Source organism: Klebsiella sp. RIT-PI-d (assembly GCF_001187865.1).
Lineage (GTDB): Bacteria > Pseudomonadota > Gammaproteobacteria > Enterobacterales > Enterobacteriaceae > Superficieibacter.
In genome coordinates, this window is record NZ_LGIT01000009.1 from 711090 (window position 1) to 727384 (window position 16295).

General features: G+C 50.0%; 7 protein-coding genes. 6 read left to right on the forward strand and 1 reads right to left on the reverse strand.

Features of this window, described 5'->3' with window-relative positions; all coding sequences use genetic code 11:
* Positions 1-16: 16 nt before the first annotated feature.
* The gene (gene putA / locus AC791_RS09865) at positions 17-3976 is read right to left on the reverse strand and encodes a trifunctional transcriptional regulator/proline dehydrogenase/L-glutamate gamma-semialdehyde dehydrogenase (protein ID WP_049840277.1); all 3960 of its coding nucleotides are present in this window, start codon (positions 3974-3976) and stop codon (positions 17-19) included.
* Positions 3977-4420: 444 nt separating this feature from the next.
* On the opposite strand from putA, the gene putP reads away from it, so the two are divergent.
* From putP to AC791_RS09900, 6 genes are all read left to right on the forward strand, one after another.
* Positions 4421-5917 carry a sodium/proline symporter PutP gene (gene putP / locus AC791_RS09870; protein WP_049840278.1) on the forward strand — a complete coding sequence of 499 codons (1497 nt, stop codon included), beginning with the start codon at positions 4421-4423 and terminating at the stop codon, positions 5915-5917.
* A gap of 205 nt (positions 5918-6122) precedes the next feature.
* Positions 6123-6956 carry an iron uptake transporter permease EfeU gene (gene efeU / locus AC791_RS09875; protein WP_049840279.1) on the forward strand — a complete coding sequence of 278 codons (834 nt, stop codon included), beginning with the start codon at positions 6123-6125 and terminating at the stop codon, positions 6954-6956.
* Between the two features lie 49 nt (positions 6957-7005).
* Entirely contained in the window at positions 7006-8133 is a 1128-nt protein-coding gene (efeO, locus tag AC791_RS09880; RefSeq protein ID WP_049840280.1) for an iron uptake system protein EfeO, read from the forward strand.
* 4 nt (positions 8134-8137) lie between these two features.
* Positions 8138-9421: an iron uptake transporter deferrochelatase/peroxidase subunit gene (gene efeB / locus AC791_RS09885; RefSeq protein WP_049840281.1), complete on the forward strand. Its 1284-nt coding sequence runs from the start codon at positions 8138-8140 to the stop codon at positions 9419-9421.
* Positions 9422-9918: 497 nt separating this feature from the next.
* Positions 9919-10707 carry a phosphate starvation-inducible protein PhoH gene (gene phoH, locus AC791_RS09895; RefSeq protein WP_049840283.1) on the forward strand — a complete coding sequence of 263 codons (789 nt, stop codon included), beginning with the start codon at positions 9919-9921 and terminating at the stop codon, positions 10705-10707.
* Between the two features lie 261 nt (positions 10708-10968).
* The gene (locus tag AC791_RS09900; RefSeq protein WP_049840284.1) at positions 10969-16194 is read left to right on the forward strand and encodes a hypothetical protein; all 5226 of its coding nucleotides are present in this window, start codon (positions 10969-10971) and stop codon (positions 16192-16194) included.
* Positions 16195-16295: the final 101 nt, after the last annotated feature.

A 16295-nucleotide genomic window follows, 5' to 3' on the forward strand; every position in this document is an offset into this window, starting at 1 on the left:
TACCGGCCTAAAAATATTAACCAATGGTCATCAGGCTGGCGTTTCCGCCTGCGGCGGCAGTGTTGATGCTCAGAGAACGCTCAATGTAGAGGCGCTCCAGCGGAATATCTGTCTCACCGCGGGCAAAGCCGAGCAGGGGAATGATTGCTCCTTCGCGGCGGGCAATGTCCTCACACAGCTCACGTAGCTTATCCGAATCGCCGTGGAAAATAACGGCATCCATCTCTTCTGACGCGATATTTTGCAGCGCTATAAAATCGATACGAGCCTGCACCTGCGCCGGAAGCTGTTGATAGAGATCGCGATGTAGTGCGCCTTCTGGCCATATGCTACGACCACCCACCGCCATGACGGCAGCAAGCTGGACCAGCGTATCTTCTGCATTATCTGCCAGACAAAGCACATTTTCACGTGGCATCAGGGTCCAGGTATTACGCTCGCCGGTAGGCCCCGGCAGCAGGCGCTGGGTGCCGGTTTGCGCCTGTTCGCTAAAATGCTGGCACAGGATCTGAAGAGCAGGGCGGTCAGCGGACCACGCCGTCAGCGCGATAAGCGGCTGGATCAGTAGCGTTTTCATCTGTGCATCAACCGGACGTTCGCCATCCTGACGGGCGAGGGTGGTGGCAGGCGCATTTTGCGGGCGACTGGCCAACAGGCGATATAAATACAGTGGCCCACCCGCTTTCGGACCGGTTCCGGACAAACCTTCTCCGCCAAACGGCTGTACGCCGACCACCGCGCCCACCATATTACGGTTAACGTAGAGGTTGCCTACTTTTGCTTTACCTGTCACCTGAGCAATGGTTTCATCAATTCGGGTATGAACGCCCAGGGTCAGACCATAACCCGCGGCATTAATCTGCTCCAGCAGCTGCGGCAGTTCGCGACGCGCGTAGCGTACGACGTGTAGCACCGGACCAAAAATCTCTTTTTTAATCTCATCCACGCTGTCCAGTTCAATCAGCGTTGGCGGAATAAACGTGCCGCTGCGCCATTCACGGCTGTCGCTGCCGACATCGCGGGCAGCCTGAAAAACGGGACGTCCTTTGGCGCGCATTTCCTGGATATGACGCTCAATGTTGGCTTTGGCTTCAGCATCGATCACCGGACCGATGTCGGTACTCAGACGCCCCGGATTGCCCATCCTGCACTCAGCCATCGCACCGCGCAGCATGGTTAACGTATGATCGGCGGCATCCTCCTGAATACACAATACCCTTAGCGCCGAGCAGCGCTGACCGGCGCTGTCAAATGCGGAGGCCAGCACGTCTATCACCACTTGCTCAGTGAGCGCCGAGGAGTCAACAATCATCGCGTTAAGTCCGCCGGTTTCCGCGATAAGCGGCGTCGGACGGCCCTGCGCATCCAGCCGCGTAGCAACGCTGCGCTGGAGCAGACTGGCCACATCAGTGGAGCCGGTAAACATCACTCCCCGTACGCGCTCGTCGGCAGTAAGACGCGCACCCACGCTCTCACCGCGTCCCGGCAGCAGCTGCACTACGCCGGGCGGAACGCCTGCCTCAAGCAGGATCGCCACGCCCTGAGCGGCAATCAGCGGCGTCTGCTCCGCGGGTTTAGCCAGCACGGTGTTACCCGCGGCCAGCGCGGCGGCAATTTGTCCGGTGAAGATAGCCAGCGGGAAGTTCCACGGACTGATACACACCACGGGTCCCAGCGGACGATGGGTTTCGTTGTCAAAATCATCGCGCACCTGTCCCGCATAATAATGCAGGAAGTCTACCGCTTCGCGTACTTCGGCAATGGCATTGCTGAACGTTTTTCCTGCTTCGCGTACCAGAATACCGATCAGTGTTTGCATTCGGTCTTCCATCAGCACCGCTGCGCGTTGCAGGATAGCAGCGCGCTCCTGCGGCGGCGTGGCGAACCACACCGGAGCCTGATTAAGCGCGTGGGTCAGGGCGCGATCAACTTCGGCATCGCTGGACTCACGCACAAAACCAACAATATCGCCCGGCTCGGCCGGGTTCACCAGCGGTGTCATCTCACCTTCTTCAACCGCTTCTGCCAGCACCGGAAGCGCCAGCCATTTTTGCGCCGCGCTATTGAGTAATGCCGAAGAAAGCGACGCCAGACGATGTTCATTCGCCAGATCCAGCCCGGCAGAGTTCAGGCGTCCGGTACCATACAGATCCCGCGGCAGCGGGATTTTTGGATGCGGCAGACCTATTTCACCTTCCTGAACCGCCAGCTTTTCGACGGCGGTCACCGGGTTTGCCACCAGCTCGTCAAGCGGCAGGGTGGTATCAGCGATACGGTTGACGAAAGAGGTATTCGCGCCATTCTCCAGCAGGCGGCGAACCAGATAGGCCAGCAGCGTTTCGTGGGTGCCAACCGGAGCATAAATGCGGCAGGGACGATTAAGTTTGCCGTCGGCCACTTTTCCTACCACCTGCTCATACAGCGGCTCACCCATCCCGTGCAGACACTGGAACTCATACTGTCCCGGATAGTAGTTTTGCCCGGCCAGATGGTAAATTGCCGCCAGGGTATGCGCATTATGGGTGGCAAACTGCGGATAGATCAGATTAGGCGCCGCCAGCAGTTTTTTAGCGCAGGCGAGGTAAGATACATCGGTATACACCTTGCGGGTATAGACCGGATACCCTTCCAGCCCTTCCATTTGCGCCCGTTTAATTTCGCTATCCCAGTACGCACCTTTTACCAGACGGATCATCAGCCGACGACGACTGCGGGTGGCGAGATCTATCAGATAATCAATGACGAACGGACAGCGCTTCAAATACGCCTGGATCACAAAACCAATTCCGTTCCAGCCTTCCAGTTCTGGCTCAAAACAGAGTTTTTCCAGAAGATCGAGGGAGATCTCCAGCCGATCGGCCTCTTCAGCATCAATGTTGATCCCGACATCATACTGACGAGCTAATAGCGTGAGCGATTTAAGACGTGGATAAAGTTCGTCCATCACCCGGTCATACTGCGCGCGGCTGTAGCGAGGATGCAGGGCAGAAAGCTTGATGGAAATTCCCGGACCTTCGTAGATCCCGCGTCCGTTAGAGGCTTTACCGATAGCATGAATCGCCTGCTGATAAGACACCATATAGGCATCGGCATCTGTGGCGGTCAGTGCGGCTTCGCCCAGCATATCGTAAGAGTAGCGAAAGCCTTTTTCTTCCAGCTTACGGGCATTTGCCAGCGCCGCAGAAATGGTTTCGCCGGTCACAAACTGCTCGCCCATCAGACGCATCGCCATATCCACGCCTTTGCGGATCAGCGGTTCACCGCTCTTACCGATGATCCGGTTAAGCGAGTGTGAAAGATTGGATTCGTTATGCGTGGACACCAGGCGGCCGGTGAACAGCAGACCCCAGGTGGCAGCATTAACAAACAGCGACGGGCTACGGCCAATGTGCGATTGCCAGTTGCCATTACTGATTTTGTCGCGGATTAGCGCATCGCGGGTGGCCTTATCCGGGATACGCAGCAGGGCTTCAGCGAGACACATCAACGCCACGCCTTCCTGCGATGAGAGCGAAAACTCCTGTAGCAGGCTCTGGACCATACCGGCCCGACCGCTGGCATTCTTTTGCTGGCGTAGGGTTTGCGCCAGCCGGTGAGCCAGTTTATGCGACTTTTCATCAATGGCCTGCGGGAGGCGCGCCTGTTCCAGCAGCATTGAAACCGCTTCGCTTTCCGGACGTCGCCAGGCGGCGGTAATGGCTGCCCGATTCACCGACTGCGGGAGAATTTGTTCAGCAAAGTCGAGAAAAGGCTGATGAATTTCGTCCACGTGTGCCGGAGCATCATCCTGTTCAGCCATATTACCGTGCAGCGCCGGAAATTCGGCAACCGGCTCGTTGCTTTCCAGCTGTTCGAGGTAATTAAAAATAGCCTGCTTGATAAGCCAGTGCGGGGTGCGATCGATTCTGTTTGCCGCCGCTTTAATTCGCTCGCGCGTGGCATCGTCAAGTTTAACACCCATAGTGGTGGTCGCCATGCCGTACTCCTGTTGTGCTGTTCGTTATAGCGAATGACTATCCGGCATGTTGCAACTTTGTGCAACCTTGTTAAATGTGACCGCGCTTGCAAGGATGAAATTACCATTAATGTTAACTAAAAGTTACCTGGATTCGTGAGTATCGGTTAACCGTGGTGCCGCGTTATATGCGCCACTTAACACTTTTGTCCGGTGCAACCGTGAAAAGCGTGAGCGAGTGCAACCTAAAAGAAAATCATATTTGTGTTGTGATAAAAATGATGTGAATGCTGTGTTAAACCATTTGTGAATAGTAAAAGGTTGCGGCAGGATACGTCGCCTGACGATGACAGCATATTGCCACCGTAATCGGCGGCATAATAAAAGATGTGCCCACATACTTCGCGCAGCCGGGATCCCGGCTACAAGAATGATGACGGGTCTATAACACTCTGGAGATGGTTAATGGCTATAAGCACCCCAATGCTGGTGACATTCCTTATTTATATTTTTGGCATGATATTGATTGGCTTTTTTGCCTGGCGCTCAACAAAGAACTTTGATGATTATATTCTTGGTGGTCGCCGCATGGGGCCGCTGGTGACCGCACTCTCTGCCGGAGCATCGGATATGAGTGGCTGGCTTTTAATGGGGCTGCCCGGCGCTATCTTTATTTCCGGCATCTCAGAGAGCTGGATTGCCATCGGGCTGACGCTGGGCGCATGGATCAACTGGAAACTGGTTGCCGGGCGGTTGCGTGTGCACACCGAGGCCAATAACAATGCCCTGACCCTGCCAGATTACTTCTCGGGTCGCTTTGAAGATAGCAGCCGTCTGTTGCGTATTATCTCTGCCGTGGTAATCCTGATTTTCTTCACCATCTACTGTGCATCGGGCATCGTTGCCGGGGCGCGTCTGTTCGAAAGTACCTTTGGCATGAGTTATGAAACTGCACTGTGGGCCGGTGCCGCAGCGACCATTATTTACACCTTTATTGGTGGGTTTCTGGCCGTCAGCTGGACCGATACCGTGCAGGCCAGCCTGATGATTTTCGCGCTGATCCTGACGCCGATTATGGTGGTGATCTCAGTGGGTGGCTTTGGCGATTCGCTTGAGGTTATCCGTCAGAAGAGCGTGGATAACGTCGATATGCTGAAAGGGCTGGATGTGGTTGCGATTATTTCGTTGATGGGCTGGGGACTGGGTTATTTCGGTCAGCCGCACATTCTGGCGCGCTTTATGGCGGCCGATTCGCATCACACTATCGTTCATGCACGTCGCATCAGTATGATCTGGATGGTCCTGTGTCTGGCCGGTGCGGTCGCCGTCGGTTTCTACGGCATTGCCTACTTTAATAATAATCCATCGCTGGCGGGTGCCGTTAACCAGAATGCGGAGCGCGTATTCATTGAGCTGGCACAGCTGCTGTTCAATCCGTGGATTGCCGGAATATTACTCTCTGCGATCCTCGCGGCAGTAATGTCTACCTTAAGCTGTCAGTTACTGGTGTGCTCTAGCGCCATTACCGAAGATCTCTACAAAGCGTTTTTACGCAAAGGGGCCAGCCAGAAAGAACTGGTATGGGTCGGACGAATGATGGTGCTGGTGGTTGCGCTGATTTCAGTTGCGCTGGCGGCAAATCCAGAAAACCGGGTGCTGGGTCTGGTGAGCTACGCCTGGGCAGGGTTCGGGGCCGCATTCGGACCGGTTATTCTGTTCTCGGTACTGTGGTCGCGAATGACCCGTAACGGTGCGCTGGCCGGAATGGTCATTGGTGCAGTCACCGTGATTGTCTGGAAGCAATTTGCCTGGTTTGGCCTGTATGAAATCATTCCTGGGTTTATTTTTGCGAGCGTCGGGATTATCGTCTTCAGCCTGATCGGTAAAGCCCCGTCGGCCACCATGCAGCAACGCTTCGCTCAGGCGGATGCACATTATAACAGTGCGCCTCCGGCAAAATAACGCTTCAGGCGTTTCTGATAAGGCGGGGATATTTCCCCGCCTTTTTTATTGCTGATAATCTTCGTTACTCTTCACTCCCGTATCAATTATTCCCGTCGCGTAACAATATTTCGCTTGTTTTTCTTTTTGGCGTAATGATAATCACTATCACTCACATTTACTTTTCTTTTCAACTATTGACCGTAGTTGAGATAAGGGCGTACCGATGTTCGTGCCATTTCTCATTATGTTACGCGAAGGGCTGGAGGCGGCGCTGATTGTCAGCCTGATTGCCAGCTATCTGAAGCGTACGCAGCGGGGACGCTGGATCGGCATTATGTGGCTCGGCGTGGTACTGGCCGCCGCGCTCTGTCTGTCTCTCGGTATTTTTATTAACGAAACTACCGGTGAGTTTCCGCAAAAAGAGCAGGAATTGTTTGAGGGACTGGTCGCGGTGGTTGCCGTGGCGATCCTGACCTGGATGGTGTTCTGGATGCGTAAGGTCTCACGCAACGTTAAGCAGCAGCTGGAGCAGGCCGTTGATAACGCTTTTCACAGCGGCGGTAACCACGGCTGGGCGCTGATCCTGATGGTCTTTTTCGCCGTGGCGCGGGAAGGACTGGAGTCGGTGTTTTTTTTGCTGGCGGCTTTTCAGCAGGACGTGGGGATCTGGCCCTCGCTGGGCGCAGTCCTCGGTCTGGCAACCGCGATCGTACTGGGCTTTTTGCTCTACTGGGGCGGCGTGCGGCTTAACCTCGGCGCATTCTTCAAATGGACCAGCTTGTTTATTCTGTTCGTTGCAGCCGGACTGGCGGCAGGGGCGATCCGCGCTTTTCACGAGGCTGGATTGTGGAACCATTTCCAGAACCTGGCGTTTGATTTAAGCCAGGTTTTGTCGACCCATTCACTGTTCGGGACGCTGCTTGAGGGCATTTTTGGCTATCAGGAAGCGCCGAGCATCAGTGAAGTTGCGGTTTATTTTATTTACCTCATCCCGGCGCTGATCCTGTTTGTCTGGCCGCCGCGCAACGGCGCGGCATCACAGACCTCTGCACCCTGATGCCATCCGATAGCCATTTAGTTACAACATACTTTTGAAAGGATGTACTATGACCACCAATATTAGCCGTAGTGCCCTGCAACTGAGCGTCGCAGCGCTGATTGCGTCAGCCTTTGCTGTTCAGGCTGCCGATGTGCCGCAGGTCAAAGTCACGGTCACTGATACGCAGTGTGAACCCATGAATCTGACGGTGAAAGCCGGTAAAACGCAGTTCATTATTCAAAACCACAGCCAGAAAGCGCTGGAATGGGAGATCCTTAAAGGGGTTATGGTGGTCGAGGAGCGGGAAAACATCGCGCCGGGGTTCACTCAAAAAATGACCGCCACGCTTCAGCCAGGGGAATATGACATGACCTGTGGTCTGCTGACCAATCCAAAAGGTAAGCTTACGGTGACTGGCGCCGCAACAGCGGATGCCGGTAAAAGCAACGCGCTTTTATCATTAAGCGGGGCGATCGCAGAGTATAAAACCTATGTAACAGCACAAACCGCCGCGCTGGTGCAACAAACCAAAGCGTTTACGGATGCGGTTAAAGCCGGTGATATTGAAAAGGCCAAAGCGCTGTACGCCCCGACCCGCCAGCACTACGAGCGCATCGAACCCATCGCCGAACTGTTTTCCGATCTTGATGGTGCGATTGATGCCCGTGAAGATGATTATGAGCAAAAAGCGGCCGATCCAAAATTCACCGGCTTCCACCGTCTGGAGAAAGCGCTGTTCGGCGACAACAGTACTAAAGGCATGGAAGCTTACGCTGACGGACTGTACACCGATGTCGTTGAGCTGCAAAAACGCATTAGTGAGCTGGCTTTCCCACCGTCAAAAGTCGTCGGTGGCGCAGCGGGGCTAATTGAAGAGGTTGCATCGAGCAAAATTAGCGGTGAAGAAGATCGCTATAGCCATACCGATCTGTGGGATTTTCAGGCCAACATTGACGGTGCTCAGAAGATTGTCGATCTGCTGCGTCCACAGTTGCAGAAAGAGAACGCTGCATTGCTGGCAAAGGTCGATGCTAATTTCAAAAAAGTCGATACTATCCTGGCGAAATACCGCATCAAAGACGGTTTTGAAACTTATGACAAACTTACCGATGCGGATCGTAACGCCCTGAAAGGCCCTGTCACCACGCTGGCAGAAGACCTGGCGCAGCTACGCGGCATTCTGGGACTGGATTAATCTCATGTCCGATCGTAAAAGCGCCGGCGTTGACCAGCCCTCACGCCGGCGCTTATTAAAAAATTTTGGCGCGCTGGGCGGCGCGCTGGTGGTGGGAGGCGGCTGTCCGATGGCCTACGCGGGCAAACCACAAAGCGCGCCAGGGACTCTGTCACCGGAGGCGCGAATGGAAACCCAGCCTTTTTACGGCGCTCATCAGGCTGGTGTTCTGACCCCGCAGCAGGCGGCAATGATGCTGGTAGCCTTTGATGTGCTGGCAGATGACAACGCCGCGCTGGAGCGGCTATTCCGCCTGCTCACCCGGCGAATCGCCTTTTTAACTGCCGGTGGTCCTGCGCCCGACACGCCAAACCCGCGGATGCCGCCTGTTGATTCAGGCATTCTTGGCAAATTTATTGCGCCGGATAACCTGACCATCACGCTGTCGCTCGGTCACTCACTGTTTGACGACCGTTTTGGTCTGGCAGCGCATAAGCCGAAAAATTTGCAAAAGATGACCCGCTTTCCTAATGATTCACTGGATGCCGCGTTGTGTCATGGCGATCTGCTGCTGCAAATCTGCGCCAATACCCAGGACACGGTGATCCATGCCCTGCGTGACATTATTAAGCACACTCCGGATCTCTTGAGCGTGCGCTGGAAGCGGGAAGGATTTATCTCCGATCATGCTGCCCGCAGTCACGGTAAAGAGACGCCGATTAATCTGCTGGGCTTTAAAGACGGCACCGCGAACCCTGATAGCCAGAATAGTAAGCTGATGGATGACGTGGTATGGGTCACGCCAGATCAGAATGAACCGGCCTGGGCGATCGGCGGTAGCTATCAGGCGGTACGTATCATTCAGTTTCACGTTGAGTTCTGGGACCGCACACCGCTTAAGGAGCAGCAGACTATTTTTGGGCGCGATAAAATTACCGGCGCGCCGCTTGGGATGCATCATGAATATGATGTACCCGACTACACAAAGGATCCAGATGGCGAGAGGATTGCGCTGGACAGCCATATTCGGCTGGCCAATCCTCGCACGCCTGAGACCCAATCCAGTCTGATGATGCGCCGGGGCTACAGTTATTCACTTGGCGTAACTAATGCGGGCCAGCTTGATATGGGACTGCTTTTTGTCTGCTATCAACACGATCTGCAAAAGGGCTTTTTGACAGTACAACATCGACTGAACGGCGAAGCGCTGGAGGAGTACATTAAACCTGTTGGCGGCGGCTACTTTTTTGTATTGCCTGGCGTACGGGACAGCACGCATTATCTCGGCCAAACGCTTCTGCAAGCTTAATCTACGATCTGACGGGCGTACTGGCGCGTCAGATCATAACTTTTTCCGCTTATTCATCCATTGTTATATTGCTGTAACATAAATATAAGACGCTTGGGACATCACAAATCAGATATTTTTGTTACTTTAACGTAAACGTAATGTTGCAAGTTTGCGATTATTTGATTTACTTAAGTATGAGTGATGACCTTTGACAGGATGTCTTTGCAGCAGGAGAGGGTGAATGGTAGCATCCAGAATCAGACATGTTGTGGCAATAATTCATCCCTGTAAATGCGGAGGTAGCTCCTTCGTCACTCTCAACTCCAGCCCATTTTTTTCCCTATTCAGGTCAGCAAACGAGTTTACCGACAGTACGTGCGGGATAATAAGCCGTGCGTGGCTGTCCGTTAAAATGCACGTCATGGCTTACAAGGAAGCCAAATCGCAGATGTTTCTGTACATAATCGTGTCGCAGGTGACACGTGGATGTTAATTAACAACTCAAGGTGCTATCCATGGGAAGACAAAAAGCAGTGATCAAAGCGCGTCGTGAAGCGAAACGTGTGCTGAGACGGGATTCGCGTAGCCATAAACAACGTGAAGAAGAGTCGGTCACCTCGCTTGTCCAGATGAGCGGCGTAGAATCTATCGGGATGGCGCGGGACTGCCGTGATAATTCCCCCATAGAAGCACGCAATGAAGCTCAGGCACATTATCTGCATGCAATTGAAAGCAAAAAGTTGATTTTTGCTACCGGTGAGGCAGGCTGCGGCAAGACCTGGATTAGTGCAGCCAAAGCCGCAGAAGCCTTGATCCATAAGGACGTGGAGCGGATTATTGTCACACGCCCGGTTTTGCAGGCCGATGAAGACCTCGGTTTCTTACCCGGCGATATTTCCGAGAAGTTTGCACCGTACTTTCGCCCTGTCTACGACGTGCTGGTTAAACGACTGGGGGCCTCATTTATGCAGTACTGTCTGCGCCCTGAAATCGGCAAGGTAGAAATCGCGCCGTTCGCCTATATGCGTGGACGCACCTTTGAAAACGCGGTGGTCATTCTTGACGAGGCTCAGAACGTAACCGCAGCGCAGATGAAGATGTTTTTAACCCGCCTTGGGGAAAATGTGACGGTCATCGTTAATGGTGATATCACCCAGTGCGATCTGCCGTCGCATGTTAACTCCGGGCTGAGCGATGCGCTGGCGCGTTTTGAAGAAGATGAAATGATTGGCGTGGTCCGTTTTACCACCGACGACTGTGTGCGCTCGGCGCTCTGTCAGCGTACGCTGCAGGCCTATTACTGATATCTGTTTCTGCCCCAGGCCCGGGAAACCGGGCCTTATTTTTTCTACCTGGTGAATATAAGCAGTTTAAAATTTAAAAAATAAGCTCTGTGGCACTTTACGTCGCAGCGGAATCTGTGTTTTTTACGAGCTTATGATCCTTTATCGTTTGTATCGTCAGCTGAAATAAATAGTAATTTATTTCGGCCGGAGTCAGTTAGAGTAATATACATTAATAAATTTAATGTTTATTTTCTGCTTATCAATAACTCTGGATTTATCATGATACGTTTTAACAGTAATGGTTATCAATATGAGTATAAACACAGAAATTATAGTGGGTGCAATCAGGCTGATGTAGCTGAAAAAAATGCGTCTAAAAATAATAATATTAAAGAGCATGATGGAGCTCTGGATGATTTTTTGCAAAATATTGTTACTCCAGGTTCCTGGGATAATTTAGCGGCAGATATTATTCCTCAATTGATTACGCAGTTGCCTTCATGGCCACAAAATCGTGCACTTATTATTGATGTTGAAAAATATCAACACTGTTATCCAGAATCTCTGACTGAGGGTCGTGAGGCACTGCAATTGCGCTTACACCTTAATCACTACACACTATTAGACGATGGTAAAGAAATAGCTATTGCAAGAGATGGCGATTGCTTCTATCGGACCATATTAATGGGCCTGACGTCTGAAGAGCGATTCCAGTTACTTGAGCAGCAGGATCTACACCCTGAGTCTCCTGAAGCAGTCGGATTACTAAGAAATATCATGGCGCAGCATGTTTTGAAAAATGCGCATATGATTTTGCCGCTAATTAGCACCTCCTTCGTCTCATCATCCGCTGATGATATGCATAATGTCTCGATATCACCGATGCCTGACAATGATGATGGCGGTATATTATCTTTTATCAGTGAGGCGCGTTTACGAGAAGCACAGGAGTTCAGGCGAAAGGGGCATAATCGCCAGATCCCCGGCATGGACCCAATGTTAGTGACGCAGCTGCGTCAAACCCTTGCGGAGGCTGAATCTTATTTGGCCCTTCAGGCCTCTGTCAGCGCGCCACCAGATTGTGAGTGGCTGGTTAATCATATAAATCAAATAAAGTGGTTTTCGTACCGCTTTTTAGACGGCAGCGCACAGGATTGGGTTAATCAACAAGTTGCGATTATAAAGGGTCCTACATCAGGGGACGAGACACTGGGAAGTCGGAAAGCCGCCCAGTCACTGGTCAGAAGACTGGAGTCAACGCTGCGGATATTCATCCGTATTATCCAGGTATTATTTTCCATAGATAACTACAGTACACCAGAAAAAAGGCATAAGATGCTCGTCACCGAGCTTATTGACACCTTACCCGATCCTGATGCTTATAATGAAGAAACGATAACGGGAGCCGTAGAGAAGATAATCGCAAATCCTGCGGCAAAAGCTGACTGGTCTTATCTAATGGGAGCCAGAACGGCATCATGGGTATTGACCGTCCTTGATCCCGTCATCAAAGCCATATCCGATGAAACCAAAAAAGCCAATATAAAAGCGTATCAGCTGTCGGGCGGGCCCAGGGTTTTCTTTATCAAATTAGCCGATTATCTCCAGCAGCTGTTTTGCGAACTAACAGAAATATCGCTTAACTCAAATATCCATGCTCCTTCCGGGGCCCTGGATAAAGTGGATGGAAAAAAGGTGACGACGTCTTTATCACGATCGACCTCGCTTAGACAAGGCATCGTAAAATTTTTTGATAAGAGGTATCTACAACTACAGGTAGGGGCGACGATAGGAACGGGGTATATATACAAAATTGCCCGGCTTTTGAAAAGTGATCGTACAACTACCCTCTCATCAAAACAAATGGAAAATACCATTGCCAACTCTGTCATCAGAAGCATTTTATGGCAATGGCAACAGCCAGCAATAAAAATTCAGTATGCCAGCAGTGCACTACTGATAAAAGCCAAAGGTCTACGAAAAATAGACGCAATGTTAATGCCTGATGCTGAGATTTGTGAAAAAGAGTCGAAAGATGATGATAATGTGGTCAGCATACAGGATGAAGATGATATAAACGTCCTGGTCAGGGAATGGATACGCAGCAGCCTGGATCAGGAAAAACCCGAAAATCAACTGCAAGAGAAATTGGCGGTTTTAGAACGATTATTACAAGGTGATATTGATTATGCCCGAAAGGTTGTTGAAAATCACGGTTGCACCACTGAGGGTATTCAGGATGAGCTTGAACGTCAGTGGCTTTCAGTTAAGAATATAGCAGACGAAAGATTATCTGATGATACCGCAAACGTCCTGTGGGAAAAAGTTAATACGATGGCAGAACATTTCATGCCTGATATCGCCAGAGAGCTTGCCACTGCCGTAAACGCATTAAATAACGCCCTGATGGCGGCTGAAAAGTCGAGTCGAAATTTATCTGTAACTAAAACTGAGGCCAGAAAAGCGCAATTATTGGCGGTAAAGATAAAGGAAAAAATATCGATAGCCTCTTCGCGGCTCGCCGAAAGATCGCTGGATGAATATTCGCGAGGCTCACGGCTTACAAAGCATTGGGCCACGCTTTCCAGAGCAGTGAATCGGCACAATCTACCTTTACCTGAGCCTGCACAGATGCTTTCCTCGCTTAAAAAGGTAGGGCTAACAGAGGATATACTTTCGACCGGAGATCCGGAAGGATATCTTTTTTCAACCAGGCTCGCCACTGAGTTTAAAAATGCCCACAATAACGAGCTAAGATTGCCAATGAGTCCACAGCAATATGTGGACCTGGAAAAGAAGATTAGTGATTATATTGTATCGTGGGGACAGAGAAGAACATCGCGAGGAGTGACGCGTGTTGTCATTGAACTGGCTTTCGAGTCAACCCTGGATACAGTAACATATTCATTAAGTAACCTCGTACGATTACCTTATAAAATTTTAAAAGCATCAATAAAAATACCCTACAAAGTTAATAAAGTTAACAACTATACAATGCCCGGAAATGACAAGCCTTACAAAGCAATTTATAGCATGCTGGAAAAGAAATTAGTCCAGCTTGGTTTTAGCTTATTGACCACGCCTGTGCCCGGCATGGTTAAACTTGGTATAGGTGCTGGAGTCACTATCGGCGCAGCGTTGTATAATTTGTATTGGGAACGTAATGAAAATTGTTTTGTTGCAGTCTTTCAGTCGGTAGCAGAAGGTGAAAAAACGAAAAAACTTAAAATGGATTCTCCAGAGAGAATGGCATTCGATTCAATAACCGATGGCATGTTTATTAGCGGTTTTAAGGGCGTGAGCGCGGGCTGGCGTACAGAAAAAATCGAAAACGGTATTATTCCCAATACACCGCACCCGGCCGAATATTATAGTGCAGGAGATAAAAAAGCATTAGCGCCCGGTCAAACAGATGAGATTACGTCTGAAGATAATGACGCGGCATGGATAAATCCTGGGTTAAGCGATACGGACGACGGGCCGGTAAGTCAATCATCGTCATTACAGCAGGATCCGAATGTTGAGCCGCCTTCAGATAGTCGCGAGGCCGCTTCCGGTTCTTCGTCAGGCAGGGTCAAAAGAGGAATACCGCCTGACGCTTTTGACCCTCAGCCTCGTCAACAACCGCATCAGGTTCCCGCCGCTGCCTCAAATCCGGTGCAATCCTCGCATCATAATTCCGGGATTACAAAAGTGCCTATGAAAATGCCTCTTGAATTTACATGGGCTGGCCTTACAGCGTCGCAATATACTGAGTCATTTGCAAAGCCATTCTCAAAACTTAGCGGGCAGGTGCAGTTAATTAGTAGTGCTCTGGAAGGCGCGACGATCCAGGAAACTGAAATACTTATAGACCAGGCTGAGTATATAGGTAGCTGGATTGATACCACTTTTGGGGTGGTGACATCATTTTCCCCGATGGGATGTGTTCTTAATTTCACACAATCTGTCGCGAACATTACGCATGATTTGCTGGAAGGCAGAGAGCCTGATCCATTAGCTGTAGCTGGCTTAGTTCTCGGTATACTTCCTGGTGGTAGTGCTGCTGCTAAAGTAGGGAAATTCACCCGTCTTGGCGGCCAGCTGATAAAATACGCAATGATGATTGGAAATAAAGTTATCGATTTAGCGATGCTTGGAAACGCTATTAAAATAGCCGCAGAAACGGGTGATCCACTTGCCATCTACCAGGCACTTTTAGCGTCAGGCCTGAGTGTTGCAGATTCTTATTTGACGACAAAAAATATGTGCTCAAAATTGAAATTTAGCAAAACTATCGAGGAAAGTGCATCGCTGGAAGAGCTTGAATCGATTCATAATAATAGCCCTGAATACACTCTTAGTTCAACTATGCCAGAACGCACCTTCGTAGTTGGGGAAGTGGAATTGCTTGGCAGAGTCAATAATGGGCAAATTGAGGTCTCGAATGATAATGGTGTAACCTGGGTACGCGGGAATAAACTGCATTTGTTAGCCTACAGGCTTCAAAATGCCGGGGGAGGGTTATTGTCTAATGTGTTTAGAACTAAGATTGTTATTGGTAAATACACGTTCAAACGTATTAAATTTGATGAAAATAAAGTTAACGACGTATCACGAATTTCTAAAACTTATGCTTCAACATCGGCTGGCTCGGAACGAATTATCAAAGCTCGACAGGATTTCCAGGATGCCAGAGAAAATTATAAAGCTACCGAATATCGTATATATGACGATCTAACTTTTGATGAGCAACTCGACTTATTCCTTGATCCTGAGACCAAAGCGACCACCCGTGGAGCTTTAAGCAGTAGGATCAATGAAACCCTCAGGGAAATTAATTTATATAATGCCGCCGTGCAAGCTAAAGAGTGGAAATCGTCGGCAATAAAAGCACATAAGGTTATTCTTTTTCCACAAAACATTTTCTTAAGAGGAAAGTCGGGTAGGTGCCTGCCAGCATCGATTATGATGGGCTGGGCCATACAAATTGGACAGGAATCTCAGTTTGCAGATAAATTGATGGGCCTCTACGAGTCAACAGATATTAAGAACGAACCTATCTATCAATCGCTCGTGGAGTTACATGGAAATAACAACCCTTCCGAATTTAACGGCAAAGCACTTCCAGAGGTCAATATTAATACATTGAGCAACTCTGAATCTAATTTGTTTGGCGTCGAGGGTGGGGCAGTCAGGGTAGATATCCCCGAACATACTATGTTATTATCGAAAGTAAAAAGAAATGGTAAAGTAGAATATATTTTTTATGATCCTAATTACGGTATGGCCTATTTTAAAAAGTATACCGATATGGTTAATTTTTTTAAGAGCAGACTTGCTAAAGATAGAGGCCTGGATGTTGCGATTAGATTCTTTCAGTTGGATTACTCCAGGGTTCCAGAAGTAGAAATAGCTGGAAAAAACATTGATCAAATTGTAAATAGCGAAGCACAGGTTTTTTATGATCAACATTTCGCAGATGAAGATGGTAATACCGCCTCAGGCAGTTCTGTAACGAACTGAAAAGGATACTGTTAAATTAATCAGAACTTTTAGAAGTGGATTGCACTAAAAAGTGTGCCAACTCATAAACATGAGTCTTGACTGACGTTAAGATCAAGGCA

What these genes read in the sequence shown, in the direction of transcription:
- putA (WP_049840277.1), bottom strand. Translation starts at nt 3,976, where the DNA reads ATGGCGACCACCACTATGGGTGTTAAACTTGACGATGCCACGCGCGAG.
- putP (WP_049840278.1), top strand. Translation starts at nt 4,421, where the DNA reads ATGGCTATAAGCACCCCAATGCTGGTGACATTCCTTATTTATATTTTT.
- efeU (WP_049840279.1), top strand. Translation starts at nt 6,123, where the DNA reads ATGTTCGTGCCATTTCTCATTATGTTACGCGAAGGGCTGGAGGCGGCG.
- efeO (WP_049840280.1), top strand. Translation starts at nt 7,006, where the DNA reads ATGACCACCAATATTAGCCGTAGTGCCCTGCAACTGAGCGTCGCAGCG.
- efeB (WP_049840281.1), top strand. Translation starts at nt 8,138, where the DNA reads ATGTCCGATCGTAAAAGCGCCGGCGTTGACCAGCCCTCACGCCGGCGC.
- phoH (WP_049840283.1), top strand. Translation starts at nt 9,919, where the DNA reads ATGGGAAGACAAAAAGCAGTGATCAAAGCGCGTCGTGAAGCGAAACGT.
- AC791_RS09900 (WP_049840284.1), top strand. Translation starts at nt 10,969, where the DNA reads ATGATACGTTTTAACAGTAATGGTTATCAATATGAGTATAAACACAGA.